Here is a 21,924-nt window from a genome sequence, read left to right on the forward strand (position 1 = left end):
GAAGCTGGCATACGCGTAGAAATTAGCCCGCGAGCGCGTCGAGCCAGCGTTGTGCCTGCTCGCGCACGTTGACGGGCGAGGTGCCACCGTAGCTGACTCGCGATTGAACCGAGTTTTCAACGGTTAGAACCGAATAGATCTCTTGCGTGATCTTCGGCTCAATGGCCTGCATCGCCTCAAGTGAGACCTCATGCAGCTCTATGCCCTGCTCCACGGCGAGTGCAACGACACGACCAGTCACATGATGCGCATCGCGGAACGGCATACCGAGCACCCGAACCAGCCAGTCCGCCAGATCGGTTGCGGTCGAATAGCCAGATCCCGCAGCCGTCTTCAGATTATCCGTCAGCGGCGTCAGGTCACGGATCATGCCGGTCATGGCGGCCAGCGCCAGCGACAGACTGGCAAGCCCGTCGAAAGTCTGCTCCTTGTCTTCCTGCATGTCCTTTGAATAGGTCATCGGCAGACCCTTCATCACCACCAGAAGACCCTGCAAGGCACCATAGATCCGGCCAGCCTTGGCCCGAACCAATTCAGCCGCATCCGGGTTTTTCTTTTGCGGCATGATCGAGGAGCCTGTCGAGAACTTGTCCGACAGCTGCACGAACTTGAATTGAGCCGAACACCAAATGACAATTTCTTCAGCCAGACGTGACAAATGCATCGCTGCAATTGAAGCGCAGGACAGCGCTTCCAGAGCAAAATCGCGATCCGACACGCCATCGAGAGAATTTGCCGTTGGGCGGTCGAAGCCAAGCGCCTTCGCCGTGGCAACCCGGTCAATCGGGAAAGATGTACCGGCCAGTGCCGCACACCCAAGCGGGCTTTCATTCATACGGACGCGAGCGTCCCGCACACGGGACCGGTCACGCGCGAACATTTCCACATATGCCAGCATGTGGTGCCCGAAGGTGACAGGCTGCGCAGATTGAAGATGCGTAAAGCCGGGCATAACATCACCGGCATGCAGCTTGCCCTTTTCCGCCAGCGCCGACATCAGATCGGAGAACTGCTCGTCCAGCGTATCCATCGTCTCGCGCACCCAGAGGCGAAAATCGGTCGCCACCTGATCATTGCGGGAGCGCCCGGTATGCAAGCGTCCAGCCGCTGGGCCGATCAGCTCAGCCAACCGGGCTTCGATGTTCATATGGATGTCTTCAAGCGCCCGCGAGAACGTGAACGTGCCTTCTTCGATCTCCTTGCGGATCGTATCCAGACCGTCCGAAATCTGCTTCGCATCGTCAGCCGTCACAACACCTTGTTTGGCCAGCATGCTGACATGGGCCTTGGAGCCCGCTATGTCCTGCTTGTAAAGCTTGCGATCATAGTCGATGGAGGCGTTGATTTCCTCCATAATGGCATCAGGCCCTTCGGCGAAGCGGCCGCCCCACATCCGATTGCTCATACGCTTTCCCCTGAAGGTCCCCTTTGAGAGGTCTTGAAGAATGAATGAACCGACAAGTCGACGCAAAAAAGCAAAAAGGCAGGCTTTCGCCTTCGGTCTCGCCGGTCTCGTGATAATCCTTGCTGGGGTATACGTGATCCTGGGTCCGAATGGCAACTCGCCGGGCACGCAAAGCTGCCCCTTCACGCAAAAGACCGCTGATAAAATCGCGCCTTATGCCAAGGGAGACGTTGCCGCCTTCGTCCCCGCACAGGAACCGTTGTCACTGGCGAACCTGACGTTCAAGGGACCGAAAGGCGATGACATGAGCGTCGCTGATTTTCATGGCAAGACGATCCTGATGAACCTCTGGGCAACCTGGTGTGCGCCTTGCCGTAAAGAAATGCCAACGCTTGACCAGTTGGCGCAAGAAAAAAACAGCGACGATTTCAAGGTCGTACCCGTCAATGTTGACCGGGGCGGCACCGAGAAACCCAAGGCATTCCTCAAGCAGATCGGCGTTCAGGACCTGCCCGTCTATCATGAGGGAACAAACACACTGCTGACCGATCTGCGCGCCCATGGCAAGGCCCGTGGCCTTCCGACCACCATCCTGATCGGACCAGACGGCTGTGAAATCGGCACAATGTATGGCCCGGCGGAGTGGGCTGGAAAAGAAGCCAAGGACCTGGTCCACGCCGCCATGTCGACGATGAAAGACATCACGGCCAACTGAGCCATATTGCTTTAAAGGCCCTCCAGACAAACAAAAGGCGCGTCTTCCATTTTTGGAACCGCGCCTTTTCAATTTTGAAAACCCCGGATCAGGCGTTGAGACTCTTCATGCCCGCTTCCGGATATCGCTCTCCGGTAATCTGTGTGGTTTCAATCAGGCCATCGAGAGCGGTCAGTTCGGTCCCGGACAGTTCCACATCAAGCGCGCCAATATTATCCTGCAGATACTTGAGCTGTTTGGTGCCCGGGATCGGTACGATGTCCTCACCCTTGGACAAGACCCAGGCGAGTGCCAGCTGTGCCGGGGTACAGCCCTTGTCACCTGCCAGCGTCTCGACCATCGACACCAGCTTGAAGTTGGTCTCAAAGGCCTCACCGCTCATCCGAGGCAAATTGCTTCGGAAATCCCCCTTGGCAAAATCATCGGTCGACCGGAAGCGCCCCGTCAGAAAGCCGCGACCCAGCGGAGAGTAAGGCACGAAGCCAATACCCAATTCCCGACACGTCGGCAGCACACTTTGCTCCGGCTCGCGGGCCCAGAGCGAATATTCTGTTTGCACCGCCGTCACCGGATGGACCGCATGGGCCCGGCGCAAGGTCTCTGCACTGACTTCAGACAAGCCAATCCGCGCGATCTTGCCTTCATTTTTCAACACGACCAAAGCCTGCATTGTATCTTCGATAGGCTGATCGGGATTGATCCGATGAACATAATACAAGTCAATCTGCTCGATGCCCAAGCGGTGCAGAGAGGCTTCACAGCAGGCCCGCGCATAAGCCGGGCTGTTGTCGATGGACCGGTTATATTGGCACTTGGCTCACGCTTGATGCCAAACTTCGTCGCAATCTTCACATCAGCCTTGCTGTCTTTCAGAAAACGACCGATCAGCTCTTCATTGTGATGTGGGCCATACATGTCAGATGTATCGAAAAAGTCGATCCCCTCCTCAACAGCCTTGGCCAGAACCTTCAAAGACTGAGCATCATCGCGTTGCCCATAAAATTCGCTCATCCCCATACAGCCGAGCCCCAGCGCGGAGACAGACAGATCGGATCCCAGAATTCTCTTTTTCATCAAATGGCTCCTTGTGGTGTACCGCTTTCAAATGGCAAGCTCGCGGGAGTGAAAAAAGCCCTCAAAAAAGGGAAGCAGTTTTTTCAAAAATGAAAAACAAATCTAACACACTTGTCTGGGACGACCTGAAGCCCTTTCTGGCGCTGGCCCGTTCCGGCACATTAACAGCTGCCGCCCACCAGCTTGACACCAGCATTGCCACGCTTTCACGCCGCATCACCCGACTGGAAACAGCGCTTGGACAGCCGCTTTTCATCCGCCATCAGTCTGGCTATCACCTCACCGAAGACGGCGAAGCCTTTCTGCAACGGGCAGAGGCTGTCGAGGACGCCGCATTGGCGCTTCAGTCCTCAACCGCAATCGCCGAAAGTGCCCTCGTCGGTCCAATCAGACTCGCCACGGCAGAAAATTTCGCCACACGCCTCATCGCTCCCGCCCTGCCGCAATTCCTGAAGCAGCATCCCTAGCATCACGATTGAACTGATAACCCATGTCAATGCGCTCAACATGCATCGACACGACGCAGATCTGGCCATTCGCATGGTCCGCCCTGAACGCGGCCATCTGACAATCCGGCAACTCGGCAATCTCGGATACGGGCTTTACGACACACGAGACCTGGTGAGCAAAGCAAGACAGCATTCTGTATCGGAGTGGATCCGCGATGAGACAGGACAGGAGCGCGGCATTCTCATCGGTTGGGAACGGGAATTTGATCATTTGGTCAGCGCACAATGGATCAACCATCGGCTGGGACGCCTGCGACCTGTCCTGCGCACTTCGACGCTGGTGACCCAACTTGCCAGCGCCGAAGCAGGTGTCGGACTGGCTCTGCTGCCGCACTTGCTGGCGCGGCCGGCAAATCTGTCCTGCCTCATGCGGGTAGAAGAGGTAACGCAGTCGATCTACCTCATCATGCAGTCGGATATGGCGGCTGCCGCCAGAGTGCGCGCTTTTGCAGAATTCCTGGGCGAATTGTTTCACAAAAACAGGGCGCACCTTGCCGGTACGCCCTGATCATCCTTCTTCGCAAACCTCAATCAGCCCGTTTGTCAGACCGAGATGTCAACCGCATCGCCAAGACCGGCAATCTTGCGAACATCGCGCTCCTCACGAGAGCTTTCTGTGGTCTGCTGACTGTCTTGCAACTGTTGCGCCACGCGCTGATCCTGCTGCGCAGACTCTCGCACGGCATTCGTCGCAAGCTCGCTGCGCACGTTAGCATTGCTGTAGGCAGCAGCCGTACTGTCAGAAATTGATGCCATCTTTCCTCTCCTGTTTCCAGGGGCTATTTCGGCGTCAAACCGAAATATCCAGTTGTCCTCCAAGTCCGGCACCACGCCCCGTTCCATCGTCTGTGCGATCAGCCAGTTGTTCGGCCTGACGTTCCAGATTCTCGGTTCGGTTGCCACTGATGCGGGCCCGAAGCTCGACTGTCTCGGCCACGGCCTTATCCTGTTTTGCCTCAACCTGCTCCAGCTTCTGAGCAGTCTCGCGAGGTGCGGATAAAGGTTGATAGCCGTATTGGGAAATCAAGGATGTTGCCGTCTCTATCATGACGAACTCCTGTTACGACCCAATTTTCTTTAATATAAGAGATCGTACGCAGAATAAAATAGAAATACAGGCAAGTTTTTCATCGAATAAAACTACCTAAAAACAAGATGTAATACGCCAAGTAGCATTTAATTCAAATTTTAATTAAATGGATAAAGAGAGTGAATATTACAACATTCTCATTTTTAGCCGAAAAATCGCAGTATAAATGTTGTATCAGGCCGAAATATCGACCGATGCGCCCATGCCCGCGGGAGCCGATGACAGGCCTTTCAGGTTTTGCGCACCCTCTTGCAACATTGCCACAATACCGGCATCACTCGAAAGCGCCATCTTCATCATCGCAGCCTGAAGCTGCTGTCCGGTCTGCGCCTGCTGACTGGCGACATAACTCAGAGCAATCGAAGTCGAATCCATAGCGTTCATCTCCCTTTCTGGGGTCAAATGAACGCTACGGAACCGCGCGTAAACAAACCGTAAAAATCAGCGGGTCGGAACCGGTGTTTCGCCGCGATAATCGTAAAAACCACGCTTGGCCTTGCGACCGAGCCAACCGGCCTCGACATATTTGACGAGGAGCGGACAGGGACGATATTTGGAGTCAGCCAGCCCTTCATAAAGCACCTGCATGATTGAAAGGCAGGTATCCAGACCAATGAAATCGGCGAGTTGAAGCGGCCCCATCGGGTGGTTGGCCCCCAAACGCATGGCGGTGTCGATGGATTCCACCGAGCCGACGCCTTCATACAGCGTGTAGATGGCCTCGTTGATCATCGGCAACAGAATGCGATTGACGATGAACGCCGGGAAATCCTCTGCCACCGTTATAGCTTTGCCAATGTCAGCAACGAATTTCTTTGCAGCCTCGAAGGTCTCTTCTTCGGTGGCAATGCCGCGCACCAGTTCGACCAGTTCCATCACCGGAACCGGGTTCATGAAATGGATGCCGATGAACCGCTCAGGTCGATCTGTCGACGCTGCAAGGCGGGTGATTGAGATCGACGAAGTGTTGGTCGCCAGCATGGCTTCCGGCTTCAGGATAGGGCAAAGCTGCGCGTAGATCTTCTTTTTGACCTGCTCGTTTTCCGTAGCCGATTCAACCACAAGATCAGCATTTTCCAGGCTCTTCAGGTCAGGTGCCGCAGTGATGCGCTTCAAGGCCGCGGTCCGATCCGCATCGGAAACCAGTTCCTTTTGAACCTGGCTGATCCAGGTTCTTCCCGATCCCTTCGATCGCCTTGGTGATATTGTCCGGAGAGACGTCACTCAACAGAACGTCGAAGCCCGCCAAGGCGCAGACATGCGCAATGCCGCTGCCCATCTGACCTGCTCCAACGACGCCCACTTGCCTGATTTCTACAGTCATTGATCAGTTCCTTATGAGTTCGCGCCTTCATGCCGTGAAGGGAGCGAGGCTGCCCCTGTGACCACACCTGCTGTTTCAATCCACCAACGGACCAGCGGTGCCCGATCCAAATCGGCCCCTCAGGCATTAGGCACCTGAAAGGCCGATCCGGGAATGCTTATTCGACCGCAGACTTGAGTTGCGGCAGGATCTCGAAGAGATCGCCCACCAGACCGTAATCCGCGACCTGGAAGATCGGGGCTTCGTCGTCCTTGTTAATGGCGACGATGACCTTGGAATCCTTCATGCCCGCCAGATGCTGGATCGCACCCGAAATGCCGCAGGCAATATAGAGGTCCGGTGCCACGACCTTGCCGGTCTGACCGACCTGCCAGTCATTCGGGGCATAGCCCGCATCCACTGCGGCGCGTGACGCGCCAACCGCGGCACCCAGCGCATCCGCCACAGGCATGATGACTTCCTGAAACTTCTCTTCCGAGCCAAGCGCACGACCACCGGAAATAATGATCTTGGCACTGGTCAGCTCCGGACGATCAGACTTGGAAATCTCTTCCCCGACAAACTGCGATTTCGATGCACCGGCCTCAAAGCTCACTGCTTCGATAGCGGCAGACCCGCCCTCTTCCGCCGATGCGAAGGACGAAGTGCGCACGGTGATGACCTTTTTGGCATCTGACGATTTCACCGTCTGAAGCGCATTGCCTGCATAGATCGGACGTTCAAAGGTCTCAGCGTCAATCACTGCCGTGATGTCAGACACCTGCATGACGTCCAGCAACGCGGCAACACGTGGCAAGGTGTTCTTGCCGTTGGCCGTTGCCGGAGCGACAATGGCATCATAGCCATCAGCCAGCGACAGGATCAAATCGGTCATCGGCTCGGCAAGTTGAGCGGCGAATGCATCGCTGTCAGCGCTCAACACCTTGGCCACGCCAGACAATTTTGCAGCCGCTTCGGCCACAGCGGCAATATTCTTGCCCGCCACAAGCACATGGACGTCGCCGCCCAGTTGCGCGGCAGCGGTCAGGGTCTTGGCGGTCGCGTCATTCAGCGCACCACCGGCATGTTCTGCCACAAGAAGCGTGGTCATGTTTCAATTCTCCTGTGCAGACGCGTTAAAGAACACCAGCTTCGTTCTTCAGCTTGTCGACCAGCTCGGCCACGGTCGTCACCTTGACGCCAGCCTTGCGAACCGGCGGCTCACTTGTCTTGATGACGCTGAGGCGCGGCGACACATCGACACCGAAATCATCGGCGGTCTTCATGTCGATCGGCTTCTTCTTGGCCTTCATGATATTGGGAAGCGAAGCGTAACGCGGCTCGTTGAGGCGCAGATCCGTCGTGACGATGGCGGGCAGTGCCAACTTCACGGTCTGCAAGCCACCATCGACCTCACGCGTCACGTCAACACTGTCGTCACCCAGTTCAATCTTGGACGCAAACGTCCCCTGCCCCCAACCCAGCAGCGCGCCAAGCATCTGGCCTGTCTGGTTGCAGTCGTCGTCGATGGCCTGCTTGCCAAGGATCACAAGACCCGGCTCTTCCGCCTCGACAATACCCTTGAGGATCTTGGCAACCGCGAGCGGCTCGACGATCTCGTCCGTCTTGACAAGGATGCCGCGATCAGCGCCCATTGCAAGACCAGTGCGGATGGTTTCCTGAGCCTGCTGCGGCCCAATGGACACAACAATAACTTCGCTTGCCTTGCCAGCTTCCTTCAGACGCAGCGCTTCTTCAACTGCAATCTCGTCGAAAGGGTTCATCGACATCTTGACGTTGGCAAGATCGACGCCGGTGCCATCATCCTTGACGCGGACCTTGACATTGTAGTCGATGACCCGCTTGACGGGCACAAGAATTTTCATAGAGCATAACCTCCATTGAACCAGCCCGAGCGGGCCGATTTCACTTCCGAAACCAAGGAAACCGTCAGCTGTGTGCGTCGGTTGTCTCTGGGCCTAAATTTCCGTTTGGACGGCGACGGTAAAGGACCGCTGCCATACCTGTCAACGATCCCGCCACCTGCATGCCAACGCACCTGCAAAAACGAAAAATTCGCCTAGTTTTGCGAGGCTTCAGACAATCGTGACCCGCCAGAGTGCTGCGCTGCCTAACGATTTTTCCCGGGCACCCACAACACGTCGCGCCCGCCCTTGTCGTTTACGTACCGCGAGGCAACAAAAAGGTAATCTGACAGGCGGTTCAGATAGACGACGACATGTTCATTGATGGGCTCACGCCCCTTGAGCGTCACCACAAGCCGCTCCGCCCGCCGGGTCAGTGTGCGCGCAAGATGCAGATAGGCTGCCGCAGACGTGCCGCGCAGGCAACACGAAGGACCGCAGTGGCGCCAGGTCCGCGTTCAGACCGTCGATCGCATGCTCCAGCGCCGCAACCTGTGTCTCGGTGATACGCAGCGGCTCATAGCCAAGCGGCTGGTCACTTTCCGGCGTTGCCAGATCGGCGCCCAGATCAAAAAGATCGTTCTGAATACGAAACAGAACCTCATCGATCTCCGAAATATTTCCGGAAAACTGCCGCACCAGACCGAGTGCTGCGTTGGCTTCGTCGACCGTACCATAGGCTTCAACACGCAGATCATCCTTTGATCGACGTTCGCCGTTGCCCAGCGCGGTCGTACCGTCATCACCGGTCTTGGTATAGATCTTGTTCAATACGACCATGCTGCCTCAGCCTTCTGCTGTTTCATTTCGCCTCTTGTGACCTAACCTGAGCCAAAGAGATAGAGGCTTGCCATCACCAGACAGATGGCCAGCAGTTGCAGAAGAACTCGCCAGCGCATGAAAGTTTGCGAACGGTTGGCCGGCCCTGGCGCATCATGTTGAAGATCCCGAGTGCCAGAACCACCACGACCGCCAGCAATGCAATTGGTATCAAGCCTTCAAAAACCGTCTCCATGGCATTTCCTCCCCCTGCATGGACACACTGCTTTGATCCGCCTCTGCTCTGGTCTTTTGTTCTATTCCTCCCCATCGGCGGCTCTGATCAAGAACCTGTCGAGCCACCGGGTTGGCAGAATACGGCGCAAAGTGCCCACCACATAGGTCGGCACCGTCACATAGTAGCGCTCTTTTGGGCGCGGCGCTTCAAGTGCATGGACAAGTTTTTCGACGACGGCCTCCGCTGGCAATTTGAAACGGCCCGGTTCGCCATTTTCCATGCGCACCCGTCGCCGCGCATAGGCGTCGCGATGAGGCGACTTTTCCATCACCCCAGGTCCGAGCCAGTAATCAAAATTCGCCAGCGCATTGGCCGTAAACCGTGTCTCGATTGGCCCCGGTTCAATCAAACCCACATGAATGTTGGTGCCATTCAGTTCGTGACGCAGGGTGTCCGTGTAGCCTTCAAGCGCGAATTTCGACGCCGTGTAGGCACCTCGATATTTCATCGCGATCAAGCCAAGCACAGATGAACACTGCACAATACGCCCTTCGCCTTGCGCACGCATGATGGGCACAAGGCGTCGGATCACCTGATGCCAGCCAAAGAAATTGGCCTGAAACAGCGCTTGCAGGGCTTCCGTTGGCACATCTTCGATGGCCCCCGGGATCGCATAGGCTCCATTGTTGAAGACGGCATGCAGCCGATCGCCGGTTTTGTCCAAGACCGTATCCAGCGCAAGATCAATGGAGGCGGGATCTTCATAATCGAGCCGCAACGCGTCGAAACCTTCCTCCGACAGCCGGGCCACATCTTCCGCGCGCCGCACAGTGGCAAAGACCCGCCAGCCGCGTCGACGCAGTGTATGGGCCGCGCACAAACCAATCCCGGAGGAACAGCCGGTGACAAGGATGGTTTTTCCCGTCTTGTTCATCGTGCCTCATTCACCATGCGCACATCCAAATCCCTTCAGATGTCGTGGCCCTCTAGCAGTTTGGGCACCGGGCCCATAAAGCCCGATGCCTGCTTGATAAAGCGCGACTTGAGGCTCGGCAGCCGGTCGACAACCCCCAGCCCAAAATCACGCGCTACCCGAAACAGATCCCGATCATTGGAAAACAGACGGTTGAGCACATCGGTCACCACGCCCATCTGCCAGGTGTCATAACGCCGCCAGCGCTGATAGCGCTCCAGCACATCCAATCCGCCCAAATCCTGACCAAGCCGATGAGCATCGACCAGGACTTCGGCCAGCGCCGCAACATCCTTGAACCCCAGATTGAGGCCTTGCCCGGCAATAGGATGAATACCGTGCGCGGCATCTCCGGCAAGCGCAAAGCGAGGGCGGACGAAATCACGCGCCAGACGCAACCCCAAAGGAAACGCATTGCGCCCACCTGCCAACTCAAGCTTGCCCAGATGATGGCCAAACCGACGCTCTAATTCGATCTCGAAAGTAAAATCGTCGCTGCCGACCAGCCGCGCCGCTTCCTCCGTCTTTTCCGTCCACACCAGCGACGACCGATTGCCCGGCAGCGGCAGGATCGCAAACGGACCCGACGGCATGAAATGCTCTTCCGCACGGCCATTGTGGGGGCGTTCGTGTTTCACCGTGGTGACAATGCCCGACTGGCCGTAGTCCCAATAAACCGTGCGAATGCCCGCCAGATCACGCAAGCGTGAGCGAACGCCATCGGCTGCCACCAGAACGCGGGCAGACAATTTGCGTCCCGAGGCAAGGTCCAGATCCACTTGCGAGCCCCGATTGCGGAAACTCGATGCGGTGTCCGGTGCGGCAAATTCAACACCCAGATCTCGGGCCGCACCATATAATGCCGGCAACATCGCCCCATTGGGGACCATATGCGCAAAGGGTTCGTCGGTTTCAGAAGTCGTGACAGTTCTGGACCCGTCATTGGTCTGAGTGCCAAAGGTGAGGAAAACAGGCCGCACTGCATCGCGTAACTTGCTATCAGTCACAATCATTTCGTTGATCGGCTGGGTATGCTCACGAATGTCGGACCAGACGCCCAACTGATCCAGCATACGACAGGCTGCCGCGGCAACAGCGGAGGCGCGTGGATCCTTGTCCAGCATTGTCATCGGCTTGGGGTCGATGACAATGACACGCATCGTCGCGCTTGCCTTTTTCAGCGCAAGGGCCAAAGACAATCCGACATACCCACCACCCGCAATGGCCACATCGTAAACGTCCTGCTTCTTTGTATCTGCGCTTTCAGCCATTTGGCTCTCCCTGGCTTTTCAGTCCCTCTTTGTCGCGGCAACTTGACTTAAGTGCAAGCCCACGGTCACAAATCAGGTTCGGCCCTTTATGGGGCATCTGCCCCGGGTCCTATCGCTTTAACATTTTTTTGCCGCAAGGATCACGCCCATGAAAACGGCCATCGACAGCCTTCTTGACATCCTTGACCTTGAACCTCTTGAACAGAACCTGTTCCGCGGCCGTAGCCCTCAAGTCGGCTGGCAGCGGGTTTTCGGCGGTCAGGTCATCGGGCAAGCCTTGATGGCAGCCTCACGGACTGTTGTCGAAGATCGACATGCTCACTCGCTGCATGGATATTTTCTAAGGCCGGGCGATCCGTCCGTGCCGATTATCTATGACGTTGATCGTATCCGCGATGGCGGCAGCTTTACGACGCGGCGTGTCGTCGCAATTCAACATGGCCAACCCATTTTCTCCATGTCCTGTTCCTTCCAGATCGAAGAAAAAGGGCTGGAGCACCGGCTCGACATGCCTGAAGACCTGCCACAACCCGAAGACCTGCCGAGCGAACAGGAACTGCGCAACAAGTTTCTGAAAGTCGCGCCTCCTCATGTCCGCCGCTATTGGGAACGCGACCGGCCCATCGAGTTGCGCCCTGTCGATCTGACCCATTACTTTTCCGAAAAGCCCTTACCCCCCAAACAATATGTCTGGGTGCGGGCCACACAAGCGCTTCCCGAGACCCTCTCCATCCATCAATGCGTTCTGGCTTATGCCTCAGACATGACCCTGTTGGACACGGCCCTGTTCCCACATGGAAAATCGGTCTTTAGCCCGGATATTCAAGCGGCAAGCCTGGATCACGCCATGTGGTTTCACCGGCCATTCCGGGCCGATGACTGGCTGCTCTACGCCGAAGACAGCCCGTCCGCGACGGGATCGCGTGGCATGAACCGCGGTTCGCTCTATACCCGAGACGGCGAAATCGTCGCCTCGACCGCCCAGGAAGGCCTGATCCGACAGGTCACACCGCGCGAAAAGTAAGCGCGTTTACAACGAACTGGTGAAGCCGGAAATCGCCAAAGGGTTTTCGGTCATCGCCTTGGCATCGGGCGTATCGGTCTGCAAGGCGCTGGTAAAGGCATCGAACAATTTGCGCACGAAACTTTCCGGCAGGTCATTGGTGATGAACACCAACCGCGTGCGATGATCCGCGTCCGGCCACTGCTCCAGCACCAAAGGCGGATGAAACACATGCTGGACGCCGTGGATCACCACAGGATGCTCAGGATCTTCGACCACCTGCACGATGCCCTTCATCCTGAGGAGTTTCGGGCCATGCGCCGAACTCAGGAGATCCATGAACATCTCAAGACCCGCCCGCGGGATCGGCCGGTCGCTGGCCAATGTGAAGGCCCTGATCTTGTCGCTGTGCCGATTAACGTCATGCGTGTGGCCATGGCCGTGTGAATGGCCATGATCATGATGCTTCTCACTTTCTGGGTCGCCTGAAGGGTCCGCTTGCTCATGTGTGTGAACGTGCCCGGAGCCATGCTCTGCATGGGGATGTGCGGCATGTGCTGCGGCCTGAGCGTCTTCAACCGCTTGCGCGTTGAGCCACTTAGTCACATCCGGCACCTTGGTCGCCGGATCATACAATCCTGTATCAAATAGATGCGACGGCGTAGCCTCACCGGCCTGCGCATCAAGTACACGCGCAGCCGGGTTCAACGTTTTAAGACGCGAAATCAATGACGTACGGAGATATCCCGCATCAGGCGCTGCCAGATCCGTCTTGGTCAGCACCAGACGATCAGCCACCGCCGCCTGACGGCGCGCTTCTTCATGAGTATCAAGCGTCTCCAGACCATTGATCGTGTCAACGAGTGTCACGACACTTTCCAGCCGGTAGCGCAACTTGAGATAGGGATGCAACATGACAGTGTGCAAAATGGGGGCAGGATCGGCCAAACCGGTTGTCTCTATGACCACGCGCGACAAGTGGTCCAGCCGGCCATTGTCGATATCCCGCAACAGCTTCTCCAGCGTCGTCACCAGATCACCGCGAATGGTGCAGCACAGGCAGCCCGACGCCAGTTCCAGAATGCCATCACTCGACTGATCGACCAACAGGTGATCCAGACCGATTTCACCAAACTCATTGATGATCACAGCCGTATCCGCCATCGCCGGATCTTTCAACAGACCGTTGAGCAGCGTCGTCTTTCCCGAGCCCAGAAACCCGGTGATGATGGAAAGGGGGATAAGAGGCTTGCGCGGGCGCGGTGCCCTATCAGATGTTTCAGCCATGTCGTGAGTGCTTGCCTGACCAGAAGAAGGGAATTTCATCCCACTACGTAATCCTGTAACAGGTCAAATTCCAGCACTCACCAGTCAAAAGCATCACATGGCTGCAATGCGCCTGCGTCATCAGGCAGAAACGTCGGCCAGTGTTTTTTCGTCCGCATCGTCTTCAAGAGAGCTTTCGGCCAGATCATTGGACGCCTTGTCATCATCAGAAATGACCTTGCGAACTGCGACCGCCGCGCTGCGCAGCGTTGCAATCACATCCTCGATTGACGATCCCTCTTCCAACTGGCTGGCAGACAGCTCTGCCAAATCAGCCAGAGCCAGAATAGTTGCAGAGCTTCTCGGTTCGACCAACATCCAGATCATGACCTCTATCAAGTCGGGGCCCAAAGGATCGTCCCGACGTCCACCCAGCGTTCCTACGCATTGGCTACGATCATTGGCGGGTATCGTTAATTTTTACTTAAAAGATATTATCAAATAATACGAAAGACATGTCTGCATCAGGCGGAAATTTTAAGATATTTTTCACCAATACATCGAGATTCGACCTCAAACATGCAAAAAGGGCGGAGGACCGCCCTTTTTGCATGTCAAATTGCATCACGTGGCCCAGCCAAGCCACACGCTAGTTATGCGGACTGGCCACAGGCAAGGGACCCATCGCGGTTGTACCGCTTGTCGAAACTGCCGCAGCCGTCTTGATCACTCCGTCAGGACCAGGACGCTTTTGAAACAGAGCAAAGCGATCACTCTTTCCGTTCGCCAGACCTGTATCAAAGAAGCTTGCTTGTTTGATCGCGCCAGCCTTGTTGGTCATCGGAATCTCACCCGGCGCAGCGACAGCAGAATGCTTTTCATCAAGAGAAGCCCTGGCGCCGCGGGTTTGCCTGAGGCACCGGTGCATCAGCGGCTGACACGGGCGCGTCCGCTGCAACAGCCTCCGCTCGGGCCTTCGTCATCGTCGCATTGGCTGGAACACCAACATTCACCCGCAGCGGATCAAAAGCCTTTCGGCGCGGTCCCAGGATGCGGTTCATCAACTTGCGCCAATCGGTCTTGCCATTGGCCAGTTTGATACTGTCGCCACCAGACGTCACGATATTGGCCGCTTGTGTGCTAGGACGCACGATACCGCCCTTGCTGCCAGTCGAGGCATAGGCCGAAACCGCGCTGGAATCAGACTTCTTCATGTCGTACCGCGCCATGAGTTGATCTGGAGTCATATGCGGATGGCGTTTGCAATAATCGCTCGGCGGCGGCGGCGCAGACGGGCCACGCAACTGACGCACAGTGGTCGGACCCGGGCGCTCGGCGAAACCACGATCAACCAGTTCGCGAGCCAGGGCGGCACGCTCCAGTCCGGAAGATGCGCCAAACATCACCGCCAGAATCGTACGGCCCCTGCGGGTTGCCGTCGCCGCAATATTATAGCCAGCGTCGCAGATATACCCGGTTTTCATGCCATTGGCTCCCGGCACACGCAGCAGATATTCACGATCCGGCGAGTTGTAGACGCGTTTGCCAAACCGAATGCCGGAAAAATCATAGAACTTGCGTGATTCGGGAAAGTCATTGCGCAGCGCCATGGCGAGAATGGCAATGTCGCGTGCTGTTGAATAATTCCGCGGATCCGGCAGACCATGCGGATTGTCAAAGGACGTGTCGGTCATGCCGAGCTGACGCGCCTGAGCATTCATCATCGCCACGAAATTAGGTCCCGTGCCACCAATGGCCTCGGCCAGCGCATAGGCGACATCATTGGCGGATTTCACCAGCATGATATGCAGCGCGGTATTGACCGTCAGCTTCGTGCCAACCGGAAAGCCCATACGGCTCGGCGGTTCCTTGATGGACCGTGCAGACTGCATGACAATGGTGTTGAGGCTGGCACGTCCTTCACGAATAGCCTTGAAGGTCAGATAGGCCGTCATCATCTTGGTCAACGACGCTGGATACCACTTGTGCAGGGCATTCTTCTGGTCAATGACCTTGCCCGACTTGGCATCGACGATGAGATAGGCAGCAGGATCAGCTCTGGATGCGACCGTTGCTGTAACAAAACAGAACGACGCGGCGAGCGCTGTCAAAAAGACGCGCCGAAATCCAGGCCGGAGACGGTGAAACAAATTGCCGGACACGGATACCCCCGATACGATGTAAGCCCCCGCACAAGCGCCACACCGCTTGCCCGGTCGTCATACCTCAATTGACAGGACAGATGCAAAGCATTCGCACTGCACCTGATAAGTCTGCTTATAAAATTTGCACGCTGCGTTCAAAAACATTGCAGATCCGGGACAGCAGGCTATCCGCCTGCACAAGCTGCATGAAAAGCACCTCGGAAAATGCCTCGCCCAAGCAGGCCAGTTCCCTCGCTCTCAAGCTGATTTTGCAGCCTGCGGCGTCACTCTTACATGACCGATCACAAATGCAAATGACCAATCACCGACGTCTATTTTATTGACCTTGCGGAAAACGTCAAAGCCTGATGATGTGCTTGGTAGATTTTGACATGCCAATCATTGCAAGCCGCCACGGACTGATGCCACGATCCGGCCGGCCTGAAACCGGCAGCTTCGGGGAGATGATGCTGACGCGTCGAGGAAATTGGGTTTGAGTGCATCCTTGCAAATCGCTGAGACATCTCTGAAGCCACCGCAGATGCAACGGGCCAACGGCCACGCTCGCGTCGGGTTCAAGCATCAAGACGGCAAAACCAGGGCTCGACACTCTGTATCAGAGCGGCTGCGCCAAGATCCGCCTTCCCAAGGTTTATGATACGCCGGAAACCGCCGTGCTGATCAACACCTCTGGCGGCATCACCGGCGGCGACCGTCTGCGCTACGAGGCCTGGGCCGAAGACCGGGCGCATGCGGTCATCACCACGCAAACCGCCGAACGCGCCTACCGCAAATCGCATGACATCGGCGTACTCGATACGCATTTCATGGTCGGCCAGGACGCCTGTCTGGAATGGCTGCCGCAAGAAACCATTCTTTTCGATCATTCGGCGCTGCGACGCTCCATGACCGTGGAACTTTCAGAAAACAGCCGGTTCTTGGGTCTGGAAACCGTGATCCTGGGCCGAACCGCCATGCAGGAGACCATCGAGCAGGTTCTCTTCAAGGATCGTTGGCGCATCCGTCGCGGCAAAGCGCTGGTCTTTGCCGACGATGTTCGTATCGTAGGCGATCCTCGTGACATCCTCAAAGGCTTTGCCACCACCGCGACCGCGATCGTTTTTGCCACATTGATCGACGTTGATCCCACGGCTGAAAGCCGTCTGGACCTTGCACGACACGCCCTCGCAGGCTGTGAGGAGAAAGCCGGCGTGCAAGCAGCCGTAAGCGCATGGAATGGGCTCCTGAGTGCGCGCTTCGTTGCCCCCAGCGGTCGTGCTCTGCGCGATGTGCTGATGCCTTTTCTGGAAACCTATCGCTCCGCCCCGCTGCCAAGAGTGTGGCATTGCTAGACCATTCAATACGTCCTTGAGGACCAAAAAGCCGGGAGGCCCCCTTGAATCTCACGCCCCGTGAAAAAGACAAGCTCTTGATCGCCACAGCCGCCATGGTCGCTCGGCGACGTCTGGAGCGCGGCGTCAAGCTGAACTACCCGGAAGCCATTGCTTTGATTTCAGACTTCGTCGTTGAAGGTGCGCGCGATGGCCGCACTGTTGCCGACCTCATGGAGGCAGGCGCCAGGGTTCTGACGCGTGATCAGGTAATGGACGGCATTTCCGAAATGATCCACGACGTGCAGGTGGAGGCCACTTTTCCCGATGGCACCAAGCTTGTCACCGTTCACACACCGATCCGCTGACATGCGGACCCGGCCGCACCTTGGACCGGATTGAACAGGAGAATGCCATGATCCCGGGAGAACTTTTCCCAGCCGACGGTGAGATCGAATTGAACGCCGGTCTCGCCACTGTCGTCCTTGACGTCGCCAACACAGGCGATCGCCCGATTCAGGTGGGTAGCCACTATCATTTTGCCGAAACCAACGCCGGTCTTTCGTTCGACCGCGACGCCGCACGCGGTATGCGGCTGGATATTCCGGCGGGAACCGCCGTGCGGTTCGAGCCTGGACAAAGCCGCTCTGTCACGCTGGTGCCTTATCGTGGTGACCGCAAGGTCTACGGCTTCAATCAGGCTGTCATGGGCGACCTCTGACCCACGACGGAAAGGACAAAAGGTCATGCGCTCTCACACCAGTCTCGCGTTTCTCGCACTCGCTTTCATGACTCTCTCAGCGTCTGCGGCAATGGCTCAGGACCGCAAAGTCGACTGCGACAATGCGATGACCCAGAGCGACATGACCTATTGCGCCTCCAAGGAGTGGGAGGCTGCCGATGCAGAGCTGAACAAAGCCTATACCAAGGCGATGGCGCGAATGCGCGACACCGACAAGTCATCGCAAGAATTCACGCCGCATCTTGTGGGCGCCGTCAAAGCTTTGCGAGAAGCCCAGCGCGCCTGGATTCCGTATCGTGACAAAGCCTGTTCATCCTACGGCTACATTGCCGTTGGCGGCAGCATTCAGCCCATGCTGGTTTACAATTGCCTGACGAACATGACGCAGCAAAGAACCAAAGAATTGAAAGACCTCGTCCAGGGTCTGGGAAACTGATCATCGTGTTGCGGGCGCAGACACCTGCCGCCGGCAGCCCAGAGGAGGATTGAAATGCCTTACAAAATGTCCCGCGCCGCCTATGCAGACATGTTCGGACCGACCACCGGCGACCGTCTTCGACTAGCTGACACGGATCTCATCATTGAGGTTGAACGTGACCTGACAGCGGAAGGCACTGGCACGCTGCTGTACGGCGAAGAAGTGAAATTCGGTGGTGGCAAAGTCATCCGCGACGGCATGGGGCAAAGTCAGGCACCCCGATCGGCAGGGACGGCAGACACCGTCATCACCAATGCCCTGATTGTCGATCACTGGGGCATCGTAAAGGCTGATGTTGGCCTCAAGGATGGCCGCATCATTGGCCTTGGCAAAGCTGGAAACCCCGATGTTCAGCCCGGCGTCAACATAATCATTGGTCCGGGCACCGAAATCATCGCCGGCGAAGGCAAGATCCTCACTGCGGGCGCACTTGATGTCCATATCCACTTCATCTGCCCGCAGCAGATTGATGATGCCTTGATGTCCGGAGTCACCACCATGCTTGGCGGCGGGACGGGGCCGGCAACCGGCACCAACGCAACCACCTGCACGCCTCAGCTCTTGGCACATCACGCGCATGCTACAATCCGCCGACAGCTTTCCGATGAATCTGGCTTTCGCAGGCAAGGGCAACGCATCGCTTCCCGCAGCCCGCAAGAACAAATTCTCGCAGGCGCATCCGCCCTCAAGCTGCATGAAGACTGGGGCACCACACCTGCGACTATCGACAATTGTCTGGCTGTTGCCGATGCCTATGACATTCAGGTCATGATCCATACGGACACGCTGAACGAAAGCGGCTTCGTCGAGAATACCACGTCCGCATTCAAGAACCGCACCATCCACGCCTTTCACACCGAAGGGGCTGGCGGTGGTCATGCGCCGGACATCATCAAGGTCTGCGGCGAGTTGAACGTGATACCTTCCTCGACGAACCCGACGCGACCTTATACGGCCAACACCATCGACGAGCATCTCGACATGCTGATGGTTTGCCATCATCTCGATAAATCCATCCCTGAGGACGTTGCCTTCGCCGAAAGCCGCATTCGCAAGGAAACCATTGCGGCGGAAGACATTTTGCATGACATGGGCGCCTTTTCGATCATCGCGTCAGACAGTCAGGCCATGGGCCGGGTGGGCGAAGTTCTCATCCGCACGCTGCAAACAGCGCACAAGATGAAGGTACAGCGCGGACGCCTGGTGGAAGAAACCGGCGAAAACGACAACTTCCGCGTCAAGCGTTACATATCCAAGGTCACCATCAATCCGGCAATTGCACATGGTCTTGATGAGCACATCGGCTCGATCGAAGTCGGCAAGCTGGCGGATCTGGTGCTCTGGGATCCGGCATTCTTCGGTGTGAAGCCGGATATGGTGCTGAAGCTCGGGACGATCACCGCGGCGCCGATGGGGGATCCCAATGCCTCCATTCCAACGCCGCAACCGGTTCATTACCGCCCAATGTTCGGCGCCTTCGGCAAAGCACGCACCCACAGCCGCGTGACCTTTGTCTCGCAGGCAGCCTATGACAACAACGTCAAGCAAAAAGCCGGTCTCGACAGCCTTGTCTTGCCCGTGCGCAATGTGCGCAGTGGCATTTCGAAAAAGTCGATGATCCATAACGATCTGACGCCTCAAATCGAAGTCCATCCGGAAACCTATGAAGTGCGAGCCAACGGTGAACTGCTCACCTGCGAACCCGCAACCGAATTGCCGATGGCGCAGCGCTATTTCCTGTTCTGAGGACACATTCCCTGCCCGGGCCACACTTTAGTTGGATCGGGCAGGAGTGCATCAGCAACGAATTCAAAGGAAACCTTCATGCAACGTGTTGTCGAAATCTGCGCCGCCGGAAGCTGGCAGGCAACGCCGGTGGACACCATCACGCTGGACCGGGAAGACCGGCACCGCCGCCGTGCCGTTCTCACCAGTGATGCAACACGCCGCTCCGTCTTGCTGGACGAGCCAGTTGCAGTGCATCTGCGCCACGGCGATGCCTTGAAACTGGAAGATGGCAGCCTGATCGAGGTCCGGGCTGAACCGGAAGATCTCATTGAGATCGAGGCCGATGACATGGGCCATCTCGTCAAGATCGCCTAGCATCTGGGCAACCGTCACTTGCCCACGCAACTGATGGGCACCACCTTGCGCATCCGCAAGGATCACGTCATCGAAGACATGGTGACCCGACTTGGTGGCAAATTGACCGCTCTTCGGGCGTCCTTCGATCCGGAAGGCGGTGCCTATGGCCATGGCCAGACGCACGGACATGACCATCCACCACATGATCACGCCCACGGCCATTCTCATGACCACTGATGTCTCCATGTCGTCACAGGCAGCGCTTTATCGGCTCATGACTTTTCTCTCTCCGGCCTTTCCGGTGGGCGCTTTCACCTATTCACACGGTCTTGAGCAACTCATCGAAGACGATATTGTAAGCAATGCCGATACGCTGACCGACTGGATCGCCGATATCCTGACTTATGGAGCGGGGCGCAGTGACGCAATCTTGCTGACGCACGCCATGAGATACACCTCCTCTGGCGATGGACACGCATTGAGCGAACTGATCGACCTTGGCCTTGCCCTTCAGCCTTCAAAAGAGCGGTTCCTTGAGAGCAATGCGCAAGGCACCGCCTTTCTTCGCACGGTGGCACAAGCCTGGTTGCCGGATCCTGTAACGCCCGCAGCCCGCCTGCTTGGCGATCTCGGTGCGGCCCATGCCGATTCCCACAAAGCAGGGCCTGACTGGCCCTATCCTGTAGCTGTTGCTGCAACCGCCGCCGCTTGGAAGTTGCCTGAAAGCGACACGCTGCTCGCCTTTCTGCACGCCTTTGCCGCCAACCTGGTATCGGTTGCGGTTCGCGTCATCCCGCTGGGCCAGACAGAGGGGCAGCGCGTGCTGGCGCGGCTCGAACCCCTCGTCCACGCAACAGCCGCAACCGCACTGACATCTGATCTTGATGATCTCGGCACCTGCACCTTCCTGACAGACATTGCCTCCATGGCCCACGAAACGAAATACACAAGGTTGTTCCGCTCATGACAGCATCTCAAAACGGTCCTTTGCGTGTTGGCATCGGCGGTCCGGTCGGCTCTGGCAAAACAACCCTGACAGACCGGCTGTGCAAAGCCCTGCGCGACCGCTATTCACTCGCGGTGATCACCAACGACATCTACACCAGCGAGGATGCAGAGGCGCTGATGCGCTCGCAAGCCCTGCCGAGCGCCCGTATTCGCGGCGTTGAAACGGGCGGCTGCCCACATACGGCCATCCGTGAAGATGCCTCGATCAATCTGGCTGCGGTTCATGATCTCAACGAGGCCTTTCCAGATCTCGACATGATCCTGATCGAATCCGGCGGAGACAATCTGGCCGCAACATTCTCACCGGAACTTGCCGACCTGACGCTCTACGTCATTGACGTCGCCGCGGGAGAGGAAATCCCACGCAAAGGCGGCCCCGGGATCACCCGCTCCGATCTTTTGATCATCAACAAAACCGACCTCGCCCCCCATGTGGATGCGGATCTGTCAGTGATGGACCGCGATTCCAAAATTATGCGCAAGCAGCGCCCTTATGTTTTTGCAAACTTGAAGAATGATAAGGGCGTCGAAGAAATCTGTACCTTCATCATCGAAAAAGGAGGGCTTTAAGCCCAACGCACAAGAGACCGACGCCCGACTGGGAA

At 56.9% G+C, this 21,924-nt stretch carries 26 protein-coding genes and 3 pseudogenes; 13 read left to right on the plus strand and 16 right to left on the minus strand.

Translation table 11 applies throughout. The annotated features are described in order from the left end of the window. Positions 1-22: 22 nt before the first annotated feature. Positions 23-1,405, minus strand: a complete 1,383-nt coding sequence (gene argH, locus AC0L7U_RS10820; RefSeq protein WP_473690609.1) for an argininosuccinate lyase — start codon at positions 1,403-1,405, stop codon at positions 23-25. A gap of 40 nt (positions 1,406-1,445) precedes the next feature. On the opposite strand from argH, the gene tlpA reads away from it, so the two are divergent. Beyond that, on the plus strand, positions 1,446-2,120 hold the full coding sequence (tlpA, locus tag AC0L7U_RS10825) for a thiol:disulfide interchange protein TlpA (RefSeq protein ID WP_473690611.1): 675 nt from the start codon (positions 1,446-1,448) through the stop codon (positions 2,118-2,120). A gap of 88 nt (positions 2,121-2,208) precedes the next feature. Here tlpA and AC0L7U_RS10830 read toward each other — a convergent pair. After that, positions 2,209-3,194, minus strand: a pseudogene (locus AC0L7U_RS10830) (aldo/keto reductase). A gap of 89 nt (positions 3,195-3,283) precedes the next feature. On the opposite strand from AC0L7U_RS10830, the gene AC0L7U_RS10835 reads away from it, so the two are divergent. Both AC0L7U_RS10835 and AC0L7U_RS10840 read left to right on the plus strand, forming a co-directional pair. Further along, positions 3,284-3,661 carry a LysR family transcriptional regulator gene (locus AC0L7U_RS10835; protein ID WP_473690613.1) on the plus strand — a complete coding sequence of 126 codons (378 nt, stop codon included), beginning with the start codon at positions 3,284-3,286 and terminating at the stop codon, positions 3,659-3,661. A 40-nt stretch (positions 3,662-3,701) separates the two neighbouring features. Beyond that, complete coding sequence (locus AC0L7U_RS10840; protein ID WP_473690615.1) at positions 3,702-4,211, plus strand: LysR substrate-binding domain-containing protein; 510 nt, start codon at positions 3,702-3,704, stop codon at positions 4,209-4,211. Between the two features lie 35 nt (positions 4,212-4,246). Here AC0L7U_RS10840 and AC0L7U_RS10845 read toward each other — a convergent pair whose 3' ends face one another. The 10 genes and pseudogenes from AC0L7U_RS10845 to AC0L7U_RS10890 all read right to left on the minus strand — a co-directional run bounded on the left by AC0L7U_RS10845 (position 4,247) and on the right by AC0L7U_RS10890 (position 11,262). After that, on the minus strand, positions 4,247-4,459 hold the full coding sequence (locus AC0L7U_RS10845) for a hypothetical protein (RefSeq protein WP_473690617.1): 213 nt from the start codon (positions 4,457-4,459) through the stop codon (positions 4,247-4,249). A gap of 34 nt (positions 4,460-4,493) precedes the next feature. After that, positions 4,494-4,751, minus strand: a complete 258-nt coding sequence (locus AC0L7U_RS10850; protein WP_473690619.1) for a hypothetical protein — start codon at positions 4,749-4,751, stop codon at positions 4,494-4,496. A 216-nt stretch (positions 4,752-4,967) separates the two neighbouring features. Continuing rightward, on the minus strand, positions 4,968-5,168 hold the full coding sequence (locus tag AC0L7U_RS10855) for a hypothetical protein (RefSeq protein WP_473690621.1): 201 nt from the start codon (positions 5,166-5,168) through the stop codon (positions 4,968-4,970). Positions 5,169-5,234: 66 nt separating this feature from the next. After that, a pseudogene (locus AC0L7U_RS10860) lies at positions 5,235-6,117 on the minus strand (3-hydroxybutyryl-CoA dehydrogenase). Positions 6,118-6,274: 157 nt separating this feature from the next. Further along, positions 6,275-7,207, minus strand: coding sequence for an electron transfer flavoprotein subunit alpha/FixB family protein (locus tag AC0L7U_RS10865; protein WP_473690623.1), 933 nt, complete (start codon positions 7,205-7,207; stop codon positions 6,275-6,277). Positions 7,208-7,232: 25 nt separating this feature from the next. Then, positions 7,233-7,982, minus strand: a complete 750-nt coding sequence (locus AC0L7U_RS10870) for an electron transfer flavoprotein subunit beta/FixA family protein (RefSeq protein ID WP_473690625.1) — start codon at positions 7,980-7,982, stop codon at positions 7,233-7,235. Between the two features lie 245 nt (positions 7,983-8,227). Continuing rightward, positions 8,228-8,801: pseudogene (locus AC0L7U_RS10875) on the minus strand (cob(I)yrinic acid a,c-diamide adenosyltransferase). Between the two features lie 41 nt (positions 8,802-8,842). Beyond that, entirely contained in the window at positions 8,843-8,920 is a 78-nt protein-coding gene (locus tag AC0L7U_RS10880; protein ID WP_473695767.1) for a hypothetical protein, read from the minus strand. Between the two features lie 177 nt (positions 8,921-9,097). Next, positions 9,098-9,952, minus strand: a complete 855-nt coding sequence (locus AC0L7U_RS10885; RefSeq protein ID WP_473690627.1) for an SDR family oxidoreductase — start codon at positions 9,950-9,952, stop codon at positions 9,098-9,100. A 35-nt stretch (positions 9,953-9,987) separates the two neighbouring features. After that, complete coding sequence (locus AC0L7U_RS10890) at positions 9,988-11,262, minus strand: ubiquinone biosynthesis hydroxylase (protein WP_473690628.1); 1,275 nt, start codon at positions 11,260-11,262, stop codon at positions 9,988-9,990. Between the two features lie 148 nt (positions 11,263-11,410). Here AC0L7U_RS10890 and tesB point away from each other — a divergent pair, with 148 nt between their 5' ends. Next, positions 11,411-12,286, plus strand: coding sequence for an acyl-CoA thioesterase II (gene tesB / locus AC0L7U_RS10895; protein WP_473690630.1), 876 nt, complete (start codon positions 11,411-11,413; stop codon positions 12,284-12,286). Between the two features lie 6 nt (positions 12,287-12,292). Here tesB and AC0L7U_RS10900 read toward each other — a convergent pair whose 3' ends face one another. The 4 genes from AC0L7U_RS10900 to AC0L7U_RS10915 all read right to left on the minus strand — a co-directional run bounded on the left by AC0L7U_RS10900 (position 12,293) and on the right by AC0L7U_RS10915 (position 15,642). Continuing rightward, entirely contained in the window at positions 12,293-13,552 is a 1,260-nt protein-coding gene (locus AC0L7U_RS10900) for a CobW family GTP-binding protein (RefSeq protein WP_473695769.1), read from the minus strand. A 120-nt stretch (positions 13,553-13,672) separates the two neighbouring features. Then, on the minus strand, positions 13,673-13,918 hold the full coding sequence (locus tag AC0L7U_RS10905) for a hypothetical protein (protein WP_473690631.1): 246 nt from the start codon (positions 13,916-13,918) through the stop codon (positions 13,673-13,675). A gap of 262 nt (positions 13,919-14,180) precedes the next feature. Beyond that, complete coding sequence (locus AC0L7U_RS10910) at positions 14,181-14,372, minus strand: hypothetical protein (RefSeq protein ID WP_473690633.1); 192 nt, start codon at positions 14,370-14,372, stop codon at positions 14,181-14,183. Between the two features lie 40 nt (positions 14,373-14,412). Continuing rightward, positions 14,413-15,642 carry a D-alanyl-D-alanine carboxypeptidase family protein gene (locus AC0L7U_RS10915; RefSeq protein ID WP_473690635.1) on the minus strand — a complete coding sequence of 410 codons (1,230 nt, stop codon included), beginning with the start codon at positions 15,640-15,642 and terminating at the stop codon, positions 14,413-14,415. 707 nt (positions 15,643-16,349) lie between these two features. Between AC0L7U_RS10915 and AC0L7U_RS10920 the strand changes: the two genes are divergently transcribed. From AC0L7U_RS10920 to ureG, 9 genes are all read left to right on the plus strand, one after another. Further along, positions 16,350-17,027 (plus strand): urease accessory protein UreD, encoded by a 678-nt coding sequence (locus AC0L7U_RS10920; protein ID WP_473690637.1) that lies wholly within the window; start codon positions 16,350-16,352, stop codon positions 17,025-17,027. A 44-nt stretch (positions 17,028-17,071) separates the two neighbouring features. Beyond that, the gene (locus AC0L7U_RS10925; RefSeq protein WP_473690639.1) at positions 17,072-17,374 is read left to right on the plus strand and encodes an urease subunit gamma; all 303 of its coding nucleotides are present in this window, start codon (positions 17,072-17,074) and stop codon (positions 17,372-17,374) included. Between the two features lie 47 nt (positions 17,375-17,421). Beyond that, entirely contained in the window at positions 17,422-17,727 is a 306-nt protein-coding gene (locus tag AC0L7U_RS10930; protein WP_473690641.1) for an urease subunit beta, read from the plus strand. 25 nt (positions 17,728-17,752) lie between these two features. Continuing rightward, positions 17,753-18,184 (plus strand): lysozyme inhibitor LprI family protein, encoded by a 432-nt coding sequence (locus AC0L7U_RS10935; RefSeq protein WP_473690643.1) that lies wholly within the window; start codon positions 17,753-17,755, stop codon positions 18,182-18,184. 54 nt (positions 18,185-18,238) lie between these two features. Beyond that, on the plus strand, positions 18,239-19,972 hold the full coding sequence (ureC, locus tag AC0L7U_RS10940; RefSeq protein WP_473690645.1) for an urease subunit alpha: 1,734 nt from the start codon (positions 18,239-18,241) through the stop codon (positions 19,970-19,972). 78 nt (positions 19,973-20,050) lie between these two features. Further along, entirely contained in the window at positions 20,051-20,329 is a 279-nt protein-coding gene (locus tag AC0L7U_RS10945; RefSeq protein WP_473690647.1) for an urease accessory protein UreE, read from the plus strand. A gap of 18 nt (positions 20,330-20,347) precedes the next feature. After that, positions 20,348-20,548: an urease accessory protein UreE C-terminal domain-containing protein gene (locus AC0L7U_RS10950; protein WP_473690649.1), complete on the plus strand. Its 201-nt coding sequence runs from the start codon at positions 20,348-20,350 to the stop codon at positions 20,546-20,548. Beyond that, complete coding sequence (locus tag AC0L7U_RS10955; RefSeq protein ID WP_473690651.1) at positions 20,475-21,278, plus strand: urease accessory protein UreF; 804 nt, start codon at positions 20,475-20,477, stop codon at positions 21,276-21,278. The genes AC0L7U_RS10950 and AC0L7U_RS10955 overlap by 74 nt, the downstream gene beginning before the upstream one ends. After that, the gene (gene ureG / locus AC0L7U_RS10960) at positions 21,275-21,889 is read left to right on the plus strand and encodes an urease accessory protein UreG (RefSeq protein ID WP_473690653.1); all 615 of its coding nucleotides are present in this window, start codon (positions 21,275-21,277) and stop codon (positions 21,887-21,889) included. Before AC0L7U_RS10955 ends, ureG begins: the two co-directional genes overlap by 4 nt. Positions 21,890-21,924: the final 35 nt, after the last annotated feature.

It is taken from the genome of Roseibium sp. 10G30-5 (assembly GCF_055809635.1).